The sequence below is a fragment of the Viscerimonas tarda genome (assembly GCF_054601255.1).
In genome coordinates, this window is record NZ_BAAHWV010000006.1 from 1 (window position 1) to 21,799 (window position 21,799).

Sequence of the window (21,799 nt, forward strand, 5' to 3'; positions counted from 1 at the left end):
TGGGGGCGTCTCCGGTTTTATAGGCGATGCCTTCCACTTTTCCGGCGATGTTCTCTTCGGTGAGGACGTCTTCGGGCGCTTCTACTACGCCATTCGGGGCATAGACTACTTCGTCGCCGGATTGATTGGTTTTGTCTGCTTTTTCGGATATTTCCGTTAAAAGAGCATTGTCGTTGTCGTAAACAATATCTGCTACGGCATTGGCGCTATCGCCGGGATTTATTCGTTCTAATTCTACACTCATAGTTTTATAATTTTATCATATACCCGATAGATAAAATTCTTCTTCCGAACAACAAAGGGACATACAATTATGTACATCCCTTCGGTATTATAAATAGAATAAGAAACAGTTTCTTAGTCGTTTAACAGACTTGCACTACCCATCAGGGCAGCTTCTTCGCCCAATGCGGTAATGACTACGCGCACCGGTGGATTCAACTCATTCAGGTCTTTTCTCAACAAACCGGTAAACAAATGTTCCGACAGCGCGATGTTACCACCCATTAAAATTGTATCGGCTTTCTGTTCTTTTGCCAGTGGAACCAAAAAATCGTGCAGACTTTCTCCGAATTCATCAAAGACCTGTTTTGCTTTTGCATCGGTACTGTTCACAACGCCGTCAACCAAGTCTTTCACTTCGTATATTTTTGTACCGGTCAGTTCTTCGTAACGTCTGATAAACCAGCTGGTAGAGATGTAATACTCAGCGGTTTCGCCCTTAAATGGCGCACACCACAGGTTGGCATCTTCCGATACGCCATCAAAGTAGTATGCCGAACCAAATCCGGTGCCCAAGGTGATACCAATTGCTCTTTTGCTGCCTTTACCGGCTCCGCCAAAGACTTCACCCAACAAAAAACATTCGGCATCGTTCTTGAAGCGAATATTCTCCGGTTTGAAATGGGTGCGACCGGCCAATTCCTGCCTGACGCTCATTTTGAAAAGAGACCTGAATTTTTCTTGTTCTTCTATCAAACAGATTCCGTTGGGATAGTCGAATGGGCCGGGCATAGCCAAACCTATTCCTTTTATCAACTCTGGGTCAATGCCTTTTTCTTCAGCAATTTGCACTATTTTTGCGATAGCTTCTGTCCAGGCGGACAAGATACTTTCGGCGCTTCCCAATGCGTCAACTTTTAAACGAAAATCACTATCCCTGACAATTTCGGCAGCTGTTAAATCTATTAAGGCTGTTGTAATGTGTCCTCCGCCTATATCGGCGCCAATTGCATATTTTTTCATGTTTTTTTATTGAGGTGAATTTAATAAGATTGTTTATTTAGCTTTTATTTAAAAACGTACCAAAAATAGTCATTTAACAGATACATTGCAGTATCATTCGACCAAAATTTCCCCGAGATAGGTAAATAAAAGTTAATTCTACTTTTTCACCCAGATTTTGGTGATTTCGCCAAATACCAGCTTGTGGTATGCTTTTGCATCTTTATACCCCGATTCTATAAAGTCTATGTATTCTTGTTTGTAAAAATCTTTGGGGCTAACAGTCGTTATTTCCATCAGTTTGCACTCAAGAATAAGGCGCGCTTCCTTGTAGGTTGTGTTGCCCGATGGGGTTAATACGTTGGTCAGGGTGGTTTCTTTCATTTTGTTGGTGCCTTTTCCTGTTTTTGAACCGAAAAACAACACCTGATCCTTATATTGGTCGTCGAAGTACGACATGGTGTAGGTTTCTTCCTTTTTCATCAACTCCAGCGTGTAGCGATTTGCGCGCAGGAAACACCAGGTTACGGGCTTCTCGAACAGCAGTCCCCAACCGCCGAAACTGGCCGTCATCGAATTATAAGTTAGCGTATCGCCGGCAGTAATCACCGTAAAATCCTGCCCTACAGTTTTGAACACATTGTCGGTCAAGGCCGTTGCATCAATTGCCTGGAATAACTCGTCGAAGGTTTTCGTCTTCACATCCACCGCTTCAAGCGTTGAGTCTGCCTGAGTGGCGTCTGCCGCTTCGGAATTTTCTTTTTTCGTTTCGGTGCAAGCAGCCATAAATGCCAGGCTCAATGCGAATAATAATACTTTTTTCATCCGTTATATTTTAGTTATTGAATAATTTTCTATGTTTTCTCAATAAAATTTCGTTCAGGATTCACGGCTACCAGTTTGAATAGCTTGTCGGAGGGGCGAATTTTATCTGTTTTTATTGAGAAGCGTTCGCCTTTTTGGGTTTCGTTCACCGGTTTGAGCTCAACGCGTATTTCGTCCACAATTTGGGTTATGGCGCCGGTTGTAGGGCCGGTAATCAGTATTTCGTCGCCTACTTTCAGCGATTGTGTTTCCACTAAAAACTCGGCTACACCCAAATTGGAGAAATATTTAATCCCTTTCCCGATATATACCTTGCGTTTGGTTGCTTCCGAACCATAATTCATCGACCACTCGCCCAGGCGTTGGCCTAAATAATAGCCGTCCCAAAATCCGCGGTTGAACACCATTTTAAGGCGTTCGTCCCAGCCTTTTACCTTTTCTTCGGAAAACGTTCCCTCGCAATAGGCTTTCACGGCTTCCTTGTAGCATTCGGTTACTGTTCGCACATATTCCGGCCCGCGGGCGCGTCCTTCTATTTTGAATACACGCACTCCGGCATCCATCATTTTGTTCATAAAGTGGATGGTTTTCAGGTCTTTGGGCGACATGATATACTCGTTGTCTATTTCGAGTTCTATTTCGCTGTCCTTATCTTTTACGGTGTATCCCCTGCGGCATATCTGGTTGCAGGCTCCCCTGTTGGCGGAAAGGTTTTTCTCGTGCAAGCTCAGATAGCATTTCCCCGACACAGCCATACACAAGGCGCCATGACTGAACATCTCGATGCGGATAAGTTCGCCGCCGGGGCCTTTGATTTGCTGAGCAATTATATCGTTATAGATGGCGGCCACCTGATTCAGATTCAATTCGCGCGCCAACACCACCACATCGGCAAACCGAGCGTAGAATTTAAGGGCTTCGGTATTGGTGATATTCAACTGGGTGGACAAATGTATCTCAACGCCAATGCTGCGGGCGTACATCATCACCGACACATCGGAGGCAATAATGGCCGATACTCCCGCTTCTTTTGCCTTGTCTATTATCTGCTTCATCAGCTCAATATCCTTATCGTAGATAATGGTATTGACTGTCAGATAGCTTTTTATATTATTCTCCCTGCATATTCCGGCAATATTCCGCATATCGGCGAAGGTAAAATTATTCGCCGATTTGGCACGCATATTCAAGCCTTCGATGCCAAAATAAACCGAGCCTGCCCCCGCCTGAATGGCCGCAGCAAGCGAATCATACGACCCAACAGGAGACATTATCTCAAATTCGGCAGTATTTCTCATTGTTTTTTGTATTTTCTCATAAATCGAATTAGCGCACATTAGATACTAACTGCTAAATTCTCCCCTGCAATTGTATAATAGGCATTTTGAAGCTGGTGCAGGTAGTTCAGTTTCTTTTCTTCAACACCATGCCGCGATTCGGTGGAGAAACTGGACAAGAACAGTTTGTAGTCTCCTTTTTCCTTTATGAGGATAAATTTTTCGTCGATGTAGAATTTGTCCACATCCTTCAACAAAACGGCTAGCGCTATGCAACTGATACTTCGTTTCACTTCAAAGTTACACCGGTTTAGAAGCAAATCGTCGCTAAGAGGAATTTCTTCTACTTCAAGGGCGTTTATGTCATTTATTTTCGCATTATTTGCATCAATGACCTCAATTTTGGTAACCCTGAATATTTTTCTGTCGGCTTTAGTTCGCAGGTAATTATTGATTCTTATACCTTCTATATTCATAACTACTAACTTTATGTATTTGAAATGCTAAATTACACAATATAAGGATAAAACCAAACAAAAAGAGATGGAGATTGCAGTTTCTCCATGTTAACCTCTCTTTTTGGGGCAACAAAAGCCAACTTTTCCGGCTGGCTTTCAAATCATTACCAAGTACACATGACGAGACTCGAACTCACACAGGCTATCGCCCACTACACCCTGAATGTAGCGTGTCTACCAATTCCACCACATGTGCATACTTTATTGGTGTGCAAATTTAATACTTTTTTCCGAAAACAGAACTGTATTAAAGCGTTTTTTTTGTAGAAAAATCAAAGGGAAGATTGAAAACGAGAAAATGAGATTTTGAATCTCGTTGTCAATATTAATATCAATATGACCGCAAAAAAATGACCGGAAGAAAAAATCCTCCGGTCATCGTTGTATAAAGGTTTATTCGTTATCACAGTTTCCTAGCGCCGTCCTTGATAACTACGTCATATACGAGAGGTTTGATTTTGAATTCCTTTTCGTATGCTTCGGTGGTTTTTTCGATGAAGTTGTCGTACAATTCATCTTTCACCAAGTTGATGGTACATCCGCCGAATCCTCCACCCATAACGCGCGAACCGGCAACGCCGTATTCTTTGGCTTTTTCGTTGAGGAAGTCGAGTTCGGGGCAACTAACTGTGTATTTCAGGCTCAGGCCGGTATGTGTTTCGTACATTTTGCGTCCTGCGGCTTCGTAATCGCCTTTTTTCAGGTATTCGCAAGTATCAAGCAACCGTTGGATTTCTTCGATAACAAACTCGGCGCGAATATAATCCACCGCGCTCACTTTGGCCGAAACTTCTTTCAGCATATCCAAGTTGGCATCGCGAAGCAATTTCACTTCGGGGCGCTTTTGAGCGATGGCTGCCACTACCCTTTCGCACGATTCGCGGCGTTCGTTGTATTCTCCGCCAAGCATGTGCGCCACGCAGGTGTTGATTAGCGCCAGCTTGTATCCTTTGGGATTGAATGGGAAATATTCGTATTCCAGCGAACGGCAATCAAGACGAATCAGCGAGCCTTCCTTGCCGAAGCATGAAGCAAACTGATCCATGATACCGCATTTCACACCCACATAGTTGTGTTCGGTTGACTGGCCGATAAGCGCCAGCTCGAAAAGGTCGAAACCTAAATTAAATGTATCGTTGAGAGCAAAGCCCACACAACTTTCGAGTGCAGCCGACGACGACATACCTGCTCCGAGCGGCACATCGCCCGAAATAATGATGTCGAATCCGGGTATTTTTGCGCCTCTTTTAGTCATTTCGCGAACCACGCCGAAGATGTACTGCGCCCAACGTTCGTTTGGTTTGTCGGCTTCCTCCAGTCCGAATTCGCTGTTGAGCGATACTTTTTCGGCATTTTCATCGGGTGCATAGCCCCGTACTTTGCTTGTGCCATTGGGTTTGATAACAGCATAGATAGCTTTATCAATTGCGCCGGGCAATACAAAACCGCCGTTGTAGTCGGTATGCTCCCCGATAAGGTTAATACGTCCGGGAGAGGTGTACACTACGCCTTCCGAGCCATAAAGTGATTTGAATTTTTCTTGAATTTTTGATGTATCCATTATTATTTTAATTTGAGTTTTAAATAATCAGCAAATCAGCAAACTCATATTCATTTGCTAATTTGCTGATTTACACATTTGCTGATTATTAATCTACCGGAATGTCTTTATTTACATTCTTACATCCAATCAGGGCGTAATACAGTAAGTAAGCAAGACCGGCGATGATTACGAAATAACTGATCCGGTAAGAAGTTATGTCGGCAATCCAGTTTTGCACCAAAGGCAAGATACCGCCGCCAACTACCATCATCATAAAGATACCCGATGCGGCTGCCGTATATTTACCCAAGCCTTCGACTGCGAGGTTGAAAATCCCCCCCCACATAATGGAAGTACAAAGTCCGCAAAGAACCAGCAACAAGGCGCTTATCGGCACTGTAACAGCATCAAAGCCCGAGCCTGTGAATACGGGCATCTTGGTTCCAATTTCATTAGGCAGGAAGATGGCAAGCAATACCAGCACAATACCCAACGAAGAAACGGCAGTAAGCTGCGTTTTACTCGACACTTTACCGCCGACAAGTCCGCCCAGGAACCGGCCAACGAGCATCAGCAACCAGTATGTTCCGGCCACAAAACCGCCAATGGAGGCAGCTTTTGCAGGGTCTAAGCCCGCGCCTTTGTCCGTAACGTCCGAAAGGAAGAAATTCAATGTGCCGGGGATGCCGATTTCGATGCCCACATAGATGAAGATACCCACAACACCCAATACAAGGTGGCGGAAACTCCACGGGCTGTGGTCAAATTTTGTAGATGCAGTAGCTGTTGCTTGCGGTTCGGTAATCGGAATAAACGAAAGAATGACGAATGCAGCAGCAAAAACCACCATAGCTATGTACAGCACAGGATTAACATCGGTAATGGCCGTATCTTTGGTAATTTCGCCAATCAATGCACCTACAAACATAGGTGTAAGCGTTGCCGAAAGTGAGTTGAATGAACCACCGATTTGCAATAGCTGGTTGCCTTTGTTTCCGCCGCCACCCAGCAAATTCAGCATCGGGTTTACAACCGTGTTCAACATACAAACCGAGAAACCGGCAACAAATGCACCGAACAAATAAACGAAGAAATTTGCCGGCAAGCTGAACAATTCGGCGCCAACGCCCACTACGCCCGACAAGTATTGGATAAATACACCCAAAAGGCCAACTGCAATAGCTACAAGCGCGGTTTTTTTGTAACCGATTTTTGTCAGCAATTTACCTGCGGGAATACCCATAAACAGGTAGGCGAGGAAATTCATCATATTCCCCATCATTCCCAGGAAGTTTGAGCCTTCCAATGCCGGTTGGTTTTTCCAGATAACGCCAATAGGCGCTGCAAGGTTGGTTACGAAAGAAATCATGGCAAACAGGAAAATCATAGTTACTATCGCTACTATGTTGCCATTTTGTTTTTGATTTGTCATAAAATTTTGTTTTTAGTTAGATTGTAATTAGTTATTATTTAGTGTAAAATTTATAGCTGGTTTTGCTTTCAAATTTCTCCGAAGGTTTCAGTATCACGGTCGGATATTCGGGTTTGTTTATGCTGTCGGGATAGTGTTGTGTTTCAAAACAAACCGCGCTCCGTTCGGGGTAGCGTTGCCCGTTTTTGGCCACAAAGTTTCCGGTCATCCAGTTTCCGGTGTACATTTGCACACCCGGCTCGGTGGTGTATGTTTCCATAACGATGCCCGTTTTGGGCGAATAACATACCACAGCCAAATCGCCTGCCTTTTTGTTCAATATATAGGTATGGTCGTAGCCTTTTCCGAAAATAAGCTGTTCAAACGGTTCGTTGATACGCGCCCCGATTGCGGTTTCGTCCGAAAAATCCATGGGAGTTCCGGCCAGCTTTGCGGGTTTTCCGTAAGGTATAGCCGTATCATCGGTCGGAAGGTATTCGTCCGAATAAATTTTCACCAGATGGTCGCCAATGTAAGGGTCTCCGGCGCCCGACAAATTGAAATAGGAGTGATTGGTGAGATTGATGATGGTGGTTTTGTCCGTGGTAGCTTCGTAGGCTATCTCCAGGGCGTTGTCATCCGTCAGTTTGTAAGTTATCTTTACGCTCAGGTTTCCGGGGAAGCCTTCTTCGCCGTCTTTGGAGAAGTAAGTGAGTTCGAGCGTTTGCCCGTCTGTTTGTTTGGCATCCCACACCACTGCGTTAAAACCTTTAAGTCCGCCATGAAGATTATTCGGGCCATTATTTACAGCAAGGCTGTATTCTTTTCCTTCCAGCGTAAACTTGCCTTTGGCAATCCGGTTGCCAGTTCTGCCGCAAACAGCGCCAAAGTAAGGTTCTTCTGATTTCAGGTATTCGGCAATGGAATCGTGTCCCAAGACTACGTCCACCCAATTGCCTTTTTTATCGGCTGCCAGCAACGAAACTATTTTGGCTCCATAGTTTGTTACCGTAATTTCGGCGCCCGATTTATTCGTTAAAACAAAAAGCTGAACTTGTTTTCCGTCCACCTTGGCATCAAACTCGCCGGGATTCAATCCAGACTTTGTTTTTACTGGTTTATCAAAACTCATAATGGTATATATTTTAAAGTTAATTCTACTCTATCTGGATTTGGACGTAAAAATAACACCAACTTTGTTATTCTTCCCCATAATAAGATGTGTTCTAAAACATACAATAAGACAGAAGCTATTGCAGGTAAAAAAACGTACCAAAGTTAGTGTTTTTAATTGATATTTATTCCTCTTTTATATGTCAAAAAACAAGAATTTTGTCTCAAAAGAAGAAGAATTTTGCCGAAAAAGCCCGAATAGCGTAAAAAGTTAGCCGGAAAAAGAAGAAAAACCCCGAAGAAAAATGAATTTCTTCGGGGTTTAGTTGTGTGTTTTTTGTCTTTTATTGTTATTGCCAACTTTTTGGCAGATACACATTAATATATATAAGACAAGTTATCGAACTGTTTTACGCTTCTGCTTTCGGCAAAACCGAAACAAACGATCTGTCGTTTCTTTTGCGGCGGAAAGCAACTGTGCCATCAATAAGGGCATACAAGGTATGATCTTTACCAATACCCACATTTTCGCCCGGATGATGAGTTGTACCTCTTTGGCGAATGATGATATTTCCTGCTTTCACAATTTCGCCACCGAAAACTTTAACACCTAATCTTTTACTTTCTGATTCGCGGCCGTTCTTTGAACTACCGACTCCTTTTTTATGTGCCATTTTCTTTTAACTTTTTAAGGGGGGGTTAAGCAATAATGTCTTTTACTGTTACTTCGGTGAAGTGTTGGCGATGTCCGTTTAATTTACGGTGTCCTTTTCTTCTTTTCTTGTGGAAAACCAGCACTTTGTCGCCTTTTACAAGGGAGCCTACTTCAACAACTACTTTTGCGCCCTCAATAACAGGGGAGCCAATGGTAACAGTACCATTATTGTCTATTAATAAAACTTTTTCAAACTCGGCAGTTGTGCCTTGTTCTGCATCAATTTTGTGGACGAACAATTTCTGATCTTTTTCTACTTTAAATTGTTGTCCCTGAATGTCAACGATAGCGTACATATATATAATGTATTTGCTTGTTACGTGCCTGAGGCGAATCTTCAACCGAGATTTCTTGTCTGCCTATTAGCAATCGGGACACAAAAGTAGTTGTTTTCTTCAAAAAAACAAATTCTATTTTCTAATTTACATGCCAAACTCGTTCTAAATTATGTTAAAGTTTTTTAAGCGCTTGGGGTATCCCCATGGCAAACGCATGAAAAATTTTACCGCTTATGCCTTTCGGTAAAGTTGCTGATATGAGCAGGAGATTTCTCGCTACGCTCGAAATGACCGTCTCTTTTTGGGGAGAGGGGATGAGGAAGCGGCGGCTTCGCCGCCGCTTCCTCATCCCTTAAACCACCAACAGGCAAGTCATTCCGACCAAAGGGAGGAATCTCATCCGTAATAGTAGTTCTAATTTTTTTCATGCGGTTGCCCTGGGGTATCCTTTGAGTTTTCAGTTTTTAGTCGAATATTTCGTAAATCATTTTCTGTATGTGAAAATAAAGGCTTACCTTTGCGTGCTTTTATTTTGCACATAAATACAAAATACAAACATGAAAATTGCAATTGTAGGGACAGGCTATGTAGGGCTGGTTACCGGAACATGTTTTTCGGAAATGGGGACAGATGTTTTCTGTATTGACATAGACGAAAAAAAGATTAGTGATTTAAAGAACGGAATTATTCCGATTTATGAGCCCGGATTGGAAGATATGGTTACCCGAAACCACCGTGCCGGACGTTTACAGTTCTCTACCGACCTGAAAAATGTATTGAATGAGGTGGACGTTGTTTTTAATGCAGTGGGAACTCCTCCCGACGAAGATGGAAGCGCCGATTTGAAATATGTATTGGATGTTGCGCGCACTGTCGGACAAAATTTAACAAAATACATTTTAGTAGTAACCAAAAGTACGGTTCCAGTAGGAACTGCCCGGCTGGTGAAGAAAACCATCAAAGACGAACTCGATAAACGCGGGCTTTCGGACTTGGAATTTGATGTGGCCTCGAATCCCGAATTTTTGAAAGAAGGGACTGCTCTGGACGATTTCATGCATCCCGACAGGGTTGTTGTGGGATTGGATGCAGGCGCCGACAAGGCAAAAGAACTGATGGAAAGGCTGTATAAACCATTCATACTGAACAACTACCGCATGATATACACCGATATTCCATCGGCGGAAATGATTAAATATGCAGCAAATGCCATGCTGGCGACACGCATTAGCTTTATGAACGATATAGCCAACCTGTGCGAGCTTGTTGGGGCGGATGTGAACAAAGTACGCGCCGGAATAGGTTCCGATGTGAGAATAGGCTCAAAATTTTTATACCCCGGTTGCGGATATGGCGGAAGCTGTTTTCCAAAAGACGTAAAGGCGCTCATCAATACGGCCAAGAAGTACGGCTACGAGATGAAAGTGCTTCAAGCAGTGGAAGATGTGAATGAAAAACAAAAGAGTATTTTGCACGAAAAACTGCTGAAATATTTTGATGGAAACCTGAAAGGAAAAACAATTGCTTTGTGGGGGCTGGCTTTCAAACCCAAAACCGATGACATGCGCGAAGCGCCTTCTATTACGCTGGTAGAAAGTTTGTTGAAAGACGGAGTAAGCATCCGCGCATACGACCCGGTTGCAATGGAAGAAGCAAAACGCCGATTGGGAGACAGAATCAGCTATGCTAGAGACATATACGATTCGGTTTTAGATGCCGATGCCATCGTACTGGTTACTGAATGGAATGAATTTCGCCTTCCTTCGTGGTCGGTGATAAAGAAAGTTGTAAAAAATCCCGTTATTTTCGACGGGCGTAACGTTTATAATAAAGAAGATATAACGGATGCAGGATTCCAGTATTATAGCATTGGAAATGCATCGCAAAAAAACTAAATTAAGTGAGATTGTATATGAAAAATATTTTAGTGGCTCTATTTTTCTTTTCAACCGTTTTTGGCGGGGGTATTCTTTATGCTCAAAGCACAATGACTGATGATCAGATTGTTGAATTTATCGCAGACCAAAATAAAAAGAATATATCTCAACAAGACATCGCAACGGCCTTGCTGAAACAAGGCATAACCCCTGCGCGTCTTCAGCAGATACAAGAAAAATACGGGCAAACTCAAGAAAAAACCAAACAAACAACACCTGTAACCGGAGTTATACGAGAAAATCCGATTGAAGAGGGCGTTTCGGACAAGGAATTTAATGACGTGAAAGATGAAGTTGCGGGTGCGAGTATCTTTGGCCGAAATATTTTTAATAACCCAAAACTAACTTTTTCCCCCGATGTAAACTCCCCTACTCCGGTGAACTACATGTTGGGAACAGGCGATGAAGTCATCATCGAAATTTGGGGCGCTTCGCAAATGACAATCAGGGAAACAATTTCTCCCGAAGGTAATATAAACATCGACGCTATCGGCCCTGTCTATTTGAATGGAATGACTGTTGAAGAAGCCAACAAGTATCTTCGAGACAGGTTTAGCAATGTGTTTGCAGGCGTAGGAGACGGTAGTTCCCAAATAAAATTGACGCTCGGACGGATACGCACCATTCAGGTGAGCGTTATGGGCGAAGTATCTGTACCCGGCAATTATGCCGTTTCGTCCCTATCTACTGTACTGCATGCCCTTTATCGATCGGGAGGAGTGAACGACATCGGTTCTCTTCGTTCGATAAAAATCTATCGGAGCGGGAAATTGTTGAAAGATTTGGACATATACCAGTATATTCTGAACGGAAATGTGGAAGACGATGTCCGCCTGAATGACAAAGACGTCATCATTGTTTCGCCGTACAATTGTTTGGTTGAGATTACGGGCAAAGTAAAACGCCCGATGAAGTACGAAATGAGAACGGACGAAACAGTCCTCGACCTGATTAATTATGCCGGTGGCTTTGTGGGTGATGCCTATAAAGACAATGTGCGCCTTACACGATTGAGCGGCAACCAGAAAAAGATATACACGCTCAATCAAGAGAACTTTAGCTCGTTCGACATAGCCGATGGAGACTTGCTGGTGGTCAGTCCCGGGTTAGACTTGTTCGAGAACCGGGTAGAAATAAAAGGCGCTGTTTTCAGAGGAGGCTTTTATGAAATTGGAGCCGATGTGAAAACCGTGAAGGATTTGATAGAAAAATCCGGAGGACTGCGTGGCGATGCTTTTCTGAACAGAGGTGTTATTATAAGGGAAAAAGATGATTTGACAAGCGAAACAGTCGCCGTTGATGTAAGGAAGCTATTGAGTGGCGAAATACCGGATATTCCACTACGGAAAAACGATACGTTCTACATTCCTTCGATGACGGATATAACAGAAGATAAGATATTTACCATTTATGGCGAAATACCCCGGCCAGGGTCTTACGCCTATGCCGATAATACAACATTGGAGGATTTGATTATTCAGGCAGGAGGATTATTGGAGTCGGCCTCCATGGTTAAAGTGGATATTGCCCGCCGGGTTTCCGACCCGCGTAGTCTGAGTGATGACCGGGTATTGTCGGAAACATATACGTTTGGTTTAAAAGATGGATTAGTAGTTGATGGAACCTCCGGCTTTGCCTTGGAACCCTACGATCATATTTACGTGCGGAGAAGCCCCAATTACCATACCCAACAGAATATTGTGTTGCAGGGAGAAGTTACTTTCCCCGGAACGTATGCCTTAAACAAAAAAACAGAGCGGATTTCGGATGTAATAAAAAGAGCCGGATCCCTGACAACCGATGCCTATTCCAAGGGAGCAAGACTTGTCAGAAAACGCACCGAAGAGGAATTGTTCAAGTCGCAAACAGCATTGAAAATGTCGATGCAAGGAAGCTTGAAAGATTCAATATCGGTTAAAACGCTGAATTTGGATGAGTTTTATGATGTGGGCATCGAATTGGATAAGGCCTTGTCGAATCCGAATTCCGATTATGACCTGGTTTTGCGCGAAGGAGACCGGATAATTATACCCGAATACGAAAGCACGGTTAAGATAAATGGCGCGGTAATGCATCCCAATACGGTATTGTTTCAGAATAAGAAGAAAGTTTCTTATTATATCAATCAAGCCGGTGGCTATGCGGATAATGCCAAAAAGAATAAGATGTATGTAATTTACACGAACGGAACGGTTACCAAGGCTAAAGGGGGAGATAAAAATGTTATTCAACCAGGTTGTGAAATAGTAGTCCCATCAAAAGAGGTCGGGAAAAAGACAAGCATGGCCGAGATTGTAACTGTTGGTTCTACCGTTGTAACATCTGTTGCAAGTGTAATGACAATGTTAATTTATTTAATGACAAGATAAATATGGCTGATACCGGAGAAAAAAAAGAAACAGAAATAGATATTATTGAGTTAGTTAATAAACTATGGAAAAAACGACTATTTATACTCGTTACTTCGGGTGTGGGTTTTGTTATAGGTATTGTTGTAGCTTTCAGCATTCCGAAAGAATACAAGACTGAAGTTGTGCTGGTATCCGAACCTAAGGGAAAAGTTGGAGGAAACATTGGGGTCTTAGCATCAATGACCGGCATGAACATTGGGAACTCGAATTCTTCGGAGGCGATTGCTCCCGAATTTTTCCCCAATATATTATCATCTACACCTTTTATTGTTGGTTTATTTGATGTTCGCGTGGTCGATAGAGAAAATCAGATTGATACCACGTTGTATGCTTATATCGAAACACGGCAAAAATCGGCTTGGTGGAATTATATCATGGGATTGCCATTTATGCTTTTTGCATCGGAAGAGGAGTCTTCATCACCGGCTGCCGGCGAAGGTCAACCATCCGGGCCAATCAGTTTATCGGCAACAGAATCGGCTATTCTACAAGCAATCAAAGGGCGTTTGAACGTAACCGTGGATAAAAAAACAGATATTATAACCTTGACGTCAACGATGCAAAGTCCCGAAATATCGGCGTATATTGCCGATACGGTTATATCCTATCTGCAGTCGTATGTAATAAATTACAGGACAGAAAAAGCCCGCAAGGATTTGATTTTCGCCGAAAATTTATTTAGCGAAAGCAAAGCCGAATACGATAAAGCGCAGCAAGCGTATGCATCGTATCTGGATGCAAACATGAATATAACATCCGCCCGTTATAAAACTACTCAAGACCGGTTGCGGGAAGAACTCTCGCTGGCATATAGCATTTACAGCCAGACGGCGCAGCAATTGCAGATGGCAAGAATCAAAGTTCAGGATCAAACGCCTGTGTATTCGGTTATTCAGCCGGCAGTGAAACCGCTGCTTGCCGATAGCCCCAAGAAGAAGATAATAATCATAGGCTTTGCCTTTGTATTTGCGGTTTTTGCAAGTGGATGGATACTGGTAAAAGATTTTTTGGCGGATATAAAAAATAGTCTGAAACAATAAAGTAGAGATATGAAAGGCATTGTATTGGCTGGCGGTTCGGGTACACGTTTATATCCGATAACAAAAGGGGTTAGTAAACAGTTGTTGCCTGTTTACGATAAACCGATGATTTATTACCCCATTTCGGTGTTAATGTTGGCCGGAATAAGGGAAATCCTTATAATTTCGACACCGAACGACCTTCCGGGATTCAAGCGCTTGCTTGGCGATGGCAGCGATTACGGCGTAAAATTTGAGTATGCCGAACAACCCTCGCCCGATGGCCTGGCGCAAGCGTTTATCATTGGCGACAAATTTGTAGGAAACGACTCGGTATGCTTGGTGCTGGGCGACAATATATTCCACGGGCATGGCCTCACCGAAATGTTGAAGAATGCCGTCGAAACAGTAGAACAACAGCAAAAAGCAACCGTATTCGGCTATTGGGTGAGCGACCCCGAACGCTATGGCGTAGCAGAATTCGATGGCGATGGAAATGTGTTGAGCATAGAAGAAAAGCCTGCCGAACCGAAATCGAATTATGCCGTTGTAGGATTGTATTTTTATCCGAACAAGGTAGTTGATGTGGCCAAAAACATAAAACCTTCGCCCCGTGGCGAACTGGAAATCACGACTGTAAATCAGGAGTTTTTGAAAGAAAAAGAACTGAAAGTACAGTTATTGGGACGTGGTTTTGCGTGGCTGGATACAGGTACGCACGATTCGTTGAGCGAAGCCAGTATTTTTGTCGAAGTACTTGAAAAACGGCAAGGGCTTAAAATTGCCTGCTTGGAAGGTATTGCGTTCCGTCAGGGATGGATTACGCCCGAAAAAATGGAAGAGTTGGCCAAGCCCATGCTCAAAAACCAATATGGACAATATTTATTGAAAGTAGTAAAAGAACATAAGAGAAGATGAATTTCATTCAAACCGACATAGCAGGTGTTTATATCATAGAACCCAAAATATTTACGGACGACCGCGGTTATTTTTTTGAATCGTTTTCGCAGAAAATATTTGAAGAAAACGTATGCAAAACTCAGTTTGTGCAGGATAACGAATCCAAATCGAGCTATGGTGTTCTTCGCGGATTGCATTTCCAAAAACCACCCTACGCTCAGTCGAAGCTGGTGCGCGTAGTAAAAGGCAAGGTGCTGGATGTGGCCGTGGACATCAGAAAAGGCTCGCCTACTTTTGGAAAGCATGTAGCTGTGGAACTGACGGAAGATAATAAACGGCAATTCTTTGTTCCAAGAGGCTTCGCTCATGGATTTGCCGTATTGAGCGAGACCGTAATTTTTCAGTATAAATGCGATAATTACTATGCACCTCAGCACGAAGGAGCGTTGGCCTGGGATGACCCCGATTTGGGAATTGACTGGAAAGTAGAACCCGGCAAGGTGTTGCTGTCCGAAAAAGACAGACAGCATAATCGCCTGAAGGATGCCGGATACCTTTTTGATTTTAACGAAAATCTCTATTGACTATGAATATATTAGTAACCGGAGCTAATGGGCAATTAGGCAACGAAATACGTGTGTTGGCAGCGGAATACAACGGAAATAATTACTTCTTTACCGATGTTGCCGAGTTAGACATTACCGATCTGAATGCCGTCCGTTCGTTTGCATCCGGGAATCGTATCGACACCATTATCAACTGTGCGGCATATACCAATGTGGATAAGGCCGAAGACGATGAAAAGACCGCCGATTTAATCAACAACAAGGCAGTAGAAAATCTGGCTGTTGTTTGCAAAGAATCAGGCGCCATACTTATCCATGTTTCAACGGATTACGTTTTTCAGGGGAATAAGAATCTGCCCTACACCGAAGATGAGCCAACAAACCCGCTGGGTGTTTACGGAAAAACCAAACTGGCCGGCGAACAGTCGATTCAGCAAGTAGGATGCCGGTATATCATTCTGCGTACAGCCTGGCTCTACTCCGAATACGGGAACAATTTTGTGAAAACAATGCTCCGGTTGACAGCCGAAAAAGAGAGCCTGAAAGTGGTTTTCGACCAAGTAGGAACACCGACTTACGCCGCCGATCTGGCAGCCGTTATTTTCCACATAATCAACCGTTCACCCGATAAAAAGCGCGAAGGCATATATCATTTCAGCAACGAGGGGGTTTGCTCGTGGTTCGACTTCAGCAAAGAGATAGCTGCTTTGGCCGGTAATGTGTGCGATGTGCAACCTTGCCATTCGGACGAATTTCCGAGTAAAGTAAAACGTCCGGCATTTTCGGTTTTGGATAAAACAAAACTAAAGAACGATTTCGATTATGTTGTTCCTTACTGGAAAGATTCGTTGAAAAAATGTATAACAAAATTACAAACCAAATAATAAGCAAATGGAATTCAAACGTAATATTCTGATTACGGGTGGAGCCGGATTTATAGGCTCTCACGTTGTTCGATTGTTTGTGAACAAGTATCCCGAATACCGCATCGTAAATCTGGATAAGTTGACTTACGCAGGCAATCTCGCCAATTTGAAAGATATAGAAGACAAGCCGAATTATTTGTTTGTAAAAGCCGATATTTGCGACTTTGACCGTATATTGAACATCTATACAGAATACGCTATCGACAGCGTTATTCATCTGGCTGCCGAAAGCCATGTTGACCGTAGCATCAAAGACCCTTTTACTTTTGCACAAACCAACGTGATGGGTACGCTCTCGCTTCTGCAAGCGGCAAAGGAAGTATGGAAAGCCCCCTACTCTACCAATCGGTTCTACCACATTTCGACCGATGAAGTGTATGGAACGCTGACTTTTGATGGCACATTTTTCACGGAAGACACCAAGTATGACCCACACAGCCCCTATTCGGCAAGCAAAGCCGGTAGCGACCACTTTGTGAGGGCGTTTGGCGATACTTACGGACTGCCGATTGTAGTTACCAATTGCAGCAACAACTACGGGCCGTATCAGTTCCCCGAAAAGTTAATACCCTTGTTTATAAACAATATCCGCCACAATAAACCGTTACCTGTATATGGCAAAGGCGAAAATGTGCGCGACTGGCTGTATGTGGTTGACCATGCACGCGCCATTGATTTGATTTTTCATAAAGGCAAAAATGCCGATACATATAACATTGGCGGATTCAACGAATGGACGAATATCGACCTGATAAAAGTAATTATAAAAACCGTTGACCGTTTGCTTGGCCGCCCCGAAGGAACATCGGAAGCGCTGATTACTTATGTAACCGACCGTGCAGGCCATGATTTGCGTTATGCCATCGACTCCAACAAACTGAAAAACGAACTGGGCTGGGAACCCTCCCTCCAGTTTGAAGAAGGAATAGAAAAAACCGTTAAGTGGTATCTTGACAATCAGGCATGGATGGACAATGTTACCTCCGGCGATTATCAGGAGTATTATAAGAAGATGTATAAAAATAGATGACATACAAATGAGTAGAAAAGAAGAACTAAAGAGCCAAATACTCGAATTGACCAAAGAATATTACAATGAAGTTCACGGACAAACCAAAGAATTTGTTCCCGAAAAAACTTTAGTGAATTACGGAGGACGTTTTTTTGATGAAAAGGAATTAGTAAACTTGGTTGATTCGTCTTTAGATTTTTGGTTAACAGCTGGCCCTTGGGCTACTAAATTTGAAAAGACCTTGTCCAACTGGCTAGGTATAAAGTATTGTTCGTTGACAAACTCAGGTTCTTCGGCAAACCTATTGGCTTTTATGTCTCTAACCTCTCCCCTGTTGGGCGACCGGAAAATAAGGAAAGGGGACGAGGTTATTACTGTTGCCTGTGGCTTTCCCACCACCGTAACACCCATCATACAATTTGGCGCTGTTCCGGTTTTTGTTGATGTGGCAATCCCCGAATATAACATTGATGTTACTCAGCTGGAGGCGGCATTGTCGCCCAAAACAAAAGCCGTGATGATTGCCCACTCATTGGGAAACCCCTTCAATCTGGAAGCGGTGAAAAATTTCTGCGACAAACACCAGCTGTGGCTTGTTGAAGATAACTGCGATGCACTGGGCTCGGAATATACCATCAACGGCGAAACAAAGAAAACAGGAACCATTGGCCATATAGGAACCAGCAGCTTTTATCCGCCTCATCACATGACAATGGGAGAAGGTGGAGCCGTATATACAAACGACCCGCTACTGCATAAAATAGTCAATTCGTTTCGGGATTGGGGACGCGATTGCTGGTGCGTTGGCGGTATAGACAACACATGCAACCACCGGTTTAGCAAGCAGTTTGGCGAACTTCCGCTGGGATACGACCACAAATATGTTTATTCGCATTTCGGCTACAATCTGAAAGTAACGGATATGCAAGCCGCCATTGGTTGTGCACAGCTCGAAAAGCTGGACGGCATTATAGAAGCGCGGAAGCAGAACTTCAATACCTTAGTCAAAGGACTGGAAGGAACCGAAGGACTGATTTTGCCCGTAGCTCAGAAAAATTCAAATCCAAGCTGGTTTGGTTTTCTGATTTCGGTAAAAGAAGATGCCGGATTCACCCGTAATGACCTGTCCGAATACCTCGAAAGCAAAAAAATACAAACAAGAAACCTGTTTGCCGGAAACCTGCTCAAGCACCCGGCCTTTGACGAAATGCGCGCATCGGGAGAAGGTTACCGTGTAGTTGGAGAACTCAAAGGAACGGATTTTGTGTTGAACAATACTTTTTGGGTAGGCGTTTATCCGGGAATGAAACCGGAAATGCTTCAATACATGATAGATTCGATTAAAACATTTGTTACCGAACACAAAAAATAAGCCGTATGAAAGCTGTTATTCTTGCCGGAGGTTTTGGTACTCGCCTGAGCGAAGCCACAAACTTAATTCCCAAACCTATGGTTGAAATAGGTGGAAAACCCATATTATGGCATATAATGAAAATATATAGCCATTATGGAATTGACGAATTTATTGTTTGTTGCGGCTATAAGCAATATGTAATTAAAGAATATTTTGCGAACTATTTCAGGCATAATTGCGATATGACAGTTGATTTGGCCGACAACAGTATCCAGATTCATGATAATAAATCGGAACGCTGGAAAGTAACAATGGTTGATACCGGCCTGAATACCATGACCGGAGGACGCATAAAACGCATACAGAAGTATGTGGGAAACGAACGCTTCCTGCTGACTTATGGCGATGGCGTTGCCGATTTGAATATAGCGGACACCATTAAGGCGCATGAAGAATCGGGTAGCATTGTGTCGTTAACGGCCTTTAAGCCTACCGGAAAATTCGGCGCTTTGGAAATTGATTTGGAAACATTGCGCGTAAAGTCCTTTTTGGAGAAACCCGATGGCGACCGCAACTGGATAAATGCCGGTTATTTTGTGTGTGAACCTCAAGTGTTTGATTACCTGGAAAATGATGATAGCGTAATTTTTGAACGCAAGCCATTAGAGACCATCTCCAGAGAGGGAAAAATGCACGCCTTTCTGCACAGGGGGTTTTGGAAGCCAATGGATACTTTGCGGGATAATTCGGAATTGAATGAAATGTGGGATAATGGAAATGCTCCGTGGAAAGTGTGGGAATAAATAAGATGGTTGATATATTTAACAATTTTTATAAAGGGAAAAAGGTTCTTGTAACCGGACATACCGGATTCAAAGGCTCCTGGCTTTCGATTTGGTTACACGAATTGGGCGCTGAGGTGATTGGCGTATCGCTGGACCCTTTCAGCGAGCGGGATAATTATGTACTTTCGGATTTGAAAGCTAAAATAACCGACCTTCGGGGCGATATTCGCGATAAGAAACTGATGGCGACCATTTTTCAGCAATACCAGCCGGATATTGTTTTCCATTTGGCCGCGCAACCCCTGGTCAGACTAAGCTACGCCATTCCCACGGACACCTACGAAACAAATGTGATGGGAAGCATCCACGTTATGGAAGCTATCCGCCAGACAGATAGCGTTAAAGTAGGCGTGATGATAACTACCGACAAATGCTACGACAACAAGGAGCAAATATGGGGCTATCGCGAAAACGAACCCATGGGCGGCTACGACCCTTATTCGTCAAGTAAAGGTGCGGCAGAAATAGCCATTGCATCGTGGAGACGCTCGTTCTTCAACCCCGATGAGTACGAAAAACACGGCAAATCAATAGCCAGCGTTCGGGCCGGGAATGTTATAGGCGGAGGCGACTGGTCGCTCGACCGCATCATCCCCGATTGCGTCAGAGCATTGGAAAGCGGAAAAGCGATAGACATTCGCAGTCCGAAAGCCATAAGGCCCTGGCAGCATGTGTTGGAACCTCTGAGCGGATACATGCTTTTGGCCATGAAAATGTGGCACGAGCCAACCGGCTATTGCGAAGGCTGGAACTTTGGCCCCCGCACCGAATCCATCGCCACCGTATGGGACATTGCCGAAAAAGTAGTGGAAAATTACGGCGAAGGAAAACTGAACGACCTCTCCGACCCCAATGCATTGCACGAAGCCAAATTGCTGATGCTGGACATATCGAAAGCCAAATATAAATTGGGCTGGGAACCGCGTATGAACATTAATCAAACCGTGGCGTTGACAATAGACTGGTATAAGAGGTATAGAGACGATGATGTTTATAACTTGTGTGTGGAACAGATAAGGAGGTATGTAAGATGAAAAAAAAGGCAGTTATTACCGGAGCAACAGGCTATATTGGATCAAACCTGTTAAAATATTTATTAGCAGCGGAATGGGATTTGTATATTATCTCTCAACCGGAGTTTGGCTATGATAATATCGAAGATATTAAAGATCGGATAACGGTTATAGAATATGATAATAATATCAATACCCTCATATCCTTTTTTAAAGAAACTAATCCTGATGTTGTTTTTCATTTGGCAGCGGCAGTAATAACAAACTATCGTCCCGAGCAAGTAAAAACACTGATTAACAGTAATGTACAATTTGGCGCTGAAATATTGGAAGCGATGAAAAGTTCTTCTACACGCCTCTTTGTAGGGACAGGCTCGGTGTGGCAGAATTACAATTCCGATACATACAACCCTGTCGATTTGTACGCTGCAACTAAAGAAGCTTTTGAGAAAATATTACAATATTATACGGATGCGTATCGGTTTAGAGCTATAACATTGAGATTATTTGATATTTACGGAGAAAATGATAAGCGTCCCAAACTTTTGAATATTCTAAAGGAAAAAAGTATTGATGGAACATCATTGGATGTTTCTCCCGGAGAACAATATTTGGATATGGTACATATATCGGATGTTTGTTCGGCATATCTTAAGGCTTATGAATTACTCTTGGAAGATACAGGTATCCAAAACGAAATTTATGGAGTTTTTACCGGCGAACGTGTTCGATTGAAGGATATGATTAAACAATTTGAAAAAATTCTGGGAAAAAGTGTTCATGTGAATTTAGGAGGTAAGGCTTATAAGGATAGAGAAGTGATGAATCCCACAACTGTACATAAAAAATTGCCAAATTGGGAGGCTACCGTTTCGCTGGAAGAAGGGTTAAAACGATTTGTAAATAAATAGA

The 21,799-nt window shown here is 43.2% G+C and carries 22 protein-coding genes and 1 tRNA gene; 11 read left to right on the plus strand and 12 right to left on the minus strand.

Annotation, left to right across the window (positions count from 1 at the left end; all coding sequences use genetic code 11):
* The 12 genes from ACYPWY_RS03750 to ACYPWY_RS03805 form a co-directional block, all read right to left on the minus strand.
* A partial coding sequence (locus ACYPWY_RS03750) for a hypothetical protein (RefSeq protein ID WP_459684101.1) occupies nucleotides 1–244 on the minus strand: 244 nt, incomplete at its 3' end.
* Nucleotides 245–357: 113 nt separating this feature from the next.
* A complete protein-coding gene (locus tag ACYPWY_RS03755) occupies nucleotides 358–1,245 on the minus strand; it encodes an ROK family protein (protein ID WP_459684102.1) in 888 nt (295 codons plus the stop codon).
* 138 nt (nucleotides 1,246–1,383) lie between these two features.
* A complete protein-coding gene (locus ACYPWY_RS03760) occupies nucleotides 1,384–2,049 on the minus strand; it encodes a flavin reductase (protein ID WP_459684103.1) in 666 nt (221 codons plus the stop codon).
* A 29-nt stretch (nucleotides 2,050–2,078) separates the two neighbouring features.
* A complete protein-coding gene (locus tag ACYPWY_RS03765) occupies nucleotides 2,079–3,347 on the minus strand; it encodes a peptidase U32 family protein (RefSeq protein WP_459684104.1) in 1,269 nt (422 codons plus the stop codon).
* A gap of 38 nt (nucleotides 3,348–3,385) precedes the next feature.
* Nucleotides 3,386–3,802, minus strand: coding sequence for a hypothetical protein (locus tag ACYPWY_RS03770; protein WP_459684105.1), 417 nt, complete (start codon nucleotides 3,800–3,802; stop codon nucleotides 3,386–3,388).
* A 154-nt stretch (nucleotides 3,803–3,956) separates the two neighbouring features.
* Nucleotides 3,957–4,040 (minus strand) — tRNA-Leu (locus ACYPWY_RS03775).
* A 207-nt stretch (nucleotides 4,041–4,247) separates the two neighbouring features.
* On the minus strand, nucleotides 4,248–5,405 hold the full coding sequence (gene galK / locus ACYPWY_RS03780; protein ID WP_459684106.1) for a galactokinase: 1,158 nt from the start codon (nucleotides 5,403–5,405) through the stop codon (nucleotides 4,248–4,250).
* Between the two features lie 88 nt (nucleotides 5,406–5,493).
* Nucleotides 5,494–6,819: an MFS transporter gene (locus ACYPWY_RS03785; RefSeq protein WP_459684107.1), complete on the minus strand. Its 1,326-nt coding sequence runs from the start codon at nucleotides 6,817–6,819 to the stop codon at nucleotides 5,494–5,496.
* A gap of 34 nt (nucleotides 6,820–6,853) precedes the next feature.
* Complete coding sequence (locus ACYPWY_RS03790) at nucleotides 6,854–7,930, minus strand: aldose epimerase family protein (RefSeq protein WP_459684108.1); 1,077 nt, start codon at nucleotides 7,928–7,930, stop codon at nucleotides 6,854–6,856.
* A 391-nt stretch (nucleotides 7,931–8,321) separates the two neighbouring features.
* Complete coding sequence (gene rpmA / locus ACYPWY_RS03795; RefSeq protein ID WP_459684109.1) at nucleotides 8,322–8,585, minus strand: 50S ribosomal protein L27; 264 nt, start codon at nucleotides 8,583–8,585, stop codon at nucleotides 8,322–8,324.
* Between the two features lie 25 nt (nucleotides 8,586–8,610).
* Nucleotides 8,611–8,922: a 50S ribosomal protein L21 gene (gene rplU / locus ACYPWY_RS03800; protein ID WP_459684110.1), complete on the minus strand. Its 312-nt coding sequence runs from the start codon at nucleotides 8,920–8,922 to the stop codon at nucleotides 8,611–8,613.
* A 206-nt stretch (nucleotides 8,923–9,128) separates the two neighbouring features.
* The gene (locus ACYPWY_RS03805; protein WP_459684111.1) at nucleotides 9,129–9,332 is read right to left on the minus strand and encodes a hypothetical protein; all 204 of its coding nucleotides are present in this window, start codon (nucleotides 9,330–9,332) and stop codon (nucleotides 9,129–9,131) included.
* 129 nt (nucleotides 9,333–9,461) lie between these two features.
* Here ACYPWY_RS03805 and ACYPWY_RS03810 point away from each other — a divergent pair, with 129 nt between their 5' ends.
* The 11 genes from ACYPWY_RS03810 to ACYPWY_RS03860 are packed head-to-tail and all read left to right on the plus strand — an operon-like array spanning nucleotide 9,462 to nucleotide 21,798.
* Nucleotides 9,462–10,799, plus strand: coding sequence for a UDP-glucose dehydrogenase family protein (locus tag ACYPWY_RS03810; RefSeq protein WP_459684112.1), 1,338 nt, complete (start codon nucleotides 9,462–9,464; stop codon nucleotides 10,797–10,799).
* A 17-nt stretch (nucleotides 10,800–10,816) separates the two neighbouring features.
* A complete protein-coding gene (locus tag ACYPWY_RS03815) occupies nucleotides 10,817–13,210 on the plus strand; it encodes an SLBB domain-containing protein (RefSeq protein ID WP_459684113.1) in 2,394 nt (797 codons plus the stop codon).
* A gap of 2 nt (nucleotides 13,211–13,212) precedes the next feature.
* Nucleotides 13,213–14,292 (plus strand): Wzz/FepE/Etk N-terminal domain-containing protein, encoded by a 1,080-nt coding sequence (locus tag ACYPWY_RS03820; protein ID WP_459684114.1) that lies wholly within the window; start codon nucleotides 13,213–13,215, stop codon nucleotides 14,290–14,292.
* A gap of 9 nt (nucleotides 14,293–14,301) precedes the next feature.
* Entirely contained in the window at nucleotides 14,302–15,189 is an 888-nt protein-coding gene (gene rfbA, locus ACYPWY_RS03825; RefSeq protein ID WP_459684115.1) for a glucose-1-phosphate thymidylyltransferase RfbA, read from the plus strand.
* A complete protein-coding gene (gene rfbC / locus ACYPWY_RS03830; RefSeq protein ID WP_459684116.1) occupies nucleotides 15,186–15,755 on the plus strand; it encodes a dTDP-4-dehydrorhamnose 3,5-epimerase in 570 nt (189 codons plus the stop codon). Before rfbA ends, rfbC begins: the two co-directional genes overlap by 4 nt.
* A gap of 2 nt (nucleotides 15,756–15,757) precedes the next feature.
* Nucleotides 15,758–16,621, plus strand: coding sequence for a dTDP-4-dehydrorhamnose reductase (gene rfbD, locus ACYPWY_RS03835; RefSeq protein ID WP_459684117.1), 864 nt, complete (start codon nucleotides 15,758–15,760; stop codon nucleotides 16,619–16,621).
* Between the two features lie 7 nt (nucleotides 16,622–16,628).
* A complete protein-coding gene (gene rfbB / locus ACYPWY_RS03840; RefSeq protein ID WP_459684118.1) occupies nucleotides 16,629–17,693 on the plus strand; it encodes a dTDP-glucose 4,6-dehydratase in 1,065 nt (354 codons plus the stop codon).
* A gap of 7 nt (nucleotides 17,694–17,700) precedes the next feature.
* Entirely contained in the window at nucleotides 17,701–19,047 is a 1,347-nt protein-coding gene (gene rfbH, locus ACYPWY_RS03845) for a lipopolysaccharide biosynthesis protein RfbH (protein WP_459684119.1), read from the plus strand.
* Nucleotides 19,048–19,052: 5 nt separating this feature from the next.
* Nucleotides 19,053–19,832 (plus strand): glucose-1-phosphate cytidylyltransferase, encoded by a 780-nt coding sequence (rfbF, locus tag ACYPWY_RS03850; RefSeq protein WP_459684120.1) that lies wholly within the window; start codon nucleotides 19,053–19,055, stop codon nucleotides 19,830–19,832.
* Between the two features lie 5 nt (nucleotides 19,833–19,837).
* On the plus strand, nucleotides 19,838–20,908 hold the full coding sequence (gene rfbG / locus ACYPWY_RS03855; protein ID WP_459684121.1) for a CDP-glucose 4,6-dehydratase: 1,071 nt from the start codon (nucleotides 19,838–19,840) through the stop codon (nucleotides 20,906–20,908).
* A complete protein-coding gene (locus ACYPWY_RS03860; RefSeq protein WP_459684122.1) occupies nucleotides 20,905–21,798 on the plus strand; it encodes an NAD-dependent epimerase/dehydratase family protein in 894 nt (297 codons plus the stop codon). The genes rfbG and ACYPWY_RS03860 overlap by 4 nt, the downstream gene beginning before the upstream one ends.
* The last annotated feature ends 1 nt before the right edge of the window (nucleotide 21,799 follow it).

Bases quoted from the DNA above. Each gene is read 5' to 3' on its own strand.
- ACYPWY_RS03755 (WP_459684102.1), bottom strand. From the start codon at position 1,245: ATGAAAAAATATGCAATTGGCGCCGATATAGGCGGAGGACACATTACA.
- ACYPWY_RS03760 (WP_459684103.1), bottom strand. From the start codon at position 2,049: ATGAAAAAAGTATTATTATTCGCATTGAGCCTGGCATTTATGGCTGCT.
- ACYPWY_RS03765 (WP_459684104.1), bottom strand. From the start codon at position 3,347: ATGAGAAATACTGCCGAATTTGAGATAATGTCTCCTGTTGGGTCGTAT.
- ACYPWY_RS03770 (WP_459684105.1), bottom strand. From the start codon at position 3,802: ATGAATATAGAAGGTATAAGAATCAATAATTACCTGCGAACTAAAGCC.
- galK (WP_459684106.1), bottom strand. From the start codon at position 5,405: ATGGATACATCAAAAATTCAAGAAAAATTCAAATCACTTTATGGCTCG.
- ACYPWY_RS03785 (WP_459684107.1), bottom strand. From the start codon at position 6,819: ATGACAAATCAAAAACAAAATGGCAACATAGTAGCGATAGTAACTATG.
- ACYPWY_RS03790 (WP_459684108.1), bottom strand. From the start codon at position 7,930: ATGAGTTTTGATAAACCAGTAAAAACAAAGTCTGGATTGAATCCCGGC.
- rpmA (WP_459684109.1), bottom strand. From the start codon at position 8,585: ATGGCACATAAAAAAGGAGTCGGTAGTTCAAAGAACGGCCGCGAATCA.
- rplU (WP_459684110.1), bottom strand. From the start codon at position 8,922: ATGTACGCTATCGTTGACATTCAGGGACAACAATTTAAAGTAGAAAAA.
- ACYPWY_RS03805 (WP_459684111.1), bottom strand. From the start codon at position 9,332: ATGAAAAAAATTAGAACTACTATTACGGATGAGATTCCTCCCTTTGGT.
- ACYPWY_RS03810 (WP_459684112.1), top strand. From the start codon at position 9,462: ATGAAAATTGCAATTGTAGGGACAGGCTATGTAGGGCTGGTTACCGGA.
- ACYPWY_RS03815 (WP_459684113.1), top strand. From the start codon at position 10,817: ATGAAAAATATTTTAGTGGCTCTATTTTTCTTTTCAACCGTTTTTGGC.
- ACYPWY_RS03820 (WP_459684114.1), top strand. From the start codon at position 13,213: ATGGCTGATACCGGAGAAAAAAAAGAAACAGAAATAGATATTATTGAG.
- rfbA (WP_459684115.1), top strand. From the start codon at position 14,302: ATGAAAGGCATTGTATTGGCTGGCGGTTCGGGTACACGTTTATATCCG.
- rfbC (WP_459684116.1), top strand. From the start codon at position 15,186: ATGAATTTCATTCAAACCGACATAGCAGGTGTTTATATCATAGAACCC.
- rfbD (WP_459684117.1), top strand. From the start codon at position 15,758: ATGAATATATTAGTAACCGGAGCTAATGGGCAATTAGGCAACGAAATA.
- rfbB (WP_459684118.1), top strand. From the start codon at position 16,629: ATGGAATTCAAACGTAATATTCTGATTACGGGTGGAGCCGGATTTATA.
- rfbH (WP_459684119.1), top strand. From the start codon at position 17,701: ATGAGTAGAAAAGAAGAACTAAAGAGCCAAATACTCGAATTGACCAAA.
- rfbF (WP_459684120.1), top strand. From the start codon at position 19,053: ATGAAAGCTGTTATTCTTGCCGGAGGTTTTGGTACTCGCCTGAGCGAA.
- rfbG (WP_459684121.1), top strand. From the start codon at position 19,838: ATGGTTGATATATTTAACAATTTTTATAAAGGGAAAAAGGTTCTTGTA.
- ACYPWY_RS03860 (WP_459684122.1), top strand. From the start codon at position 20,905: ATGAAAAAAAAGGCAGTTATTACCGGAGCAACAGGCTATATTGGATCA.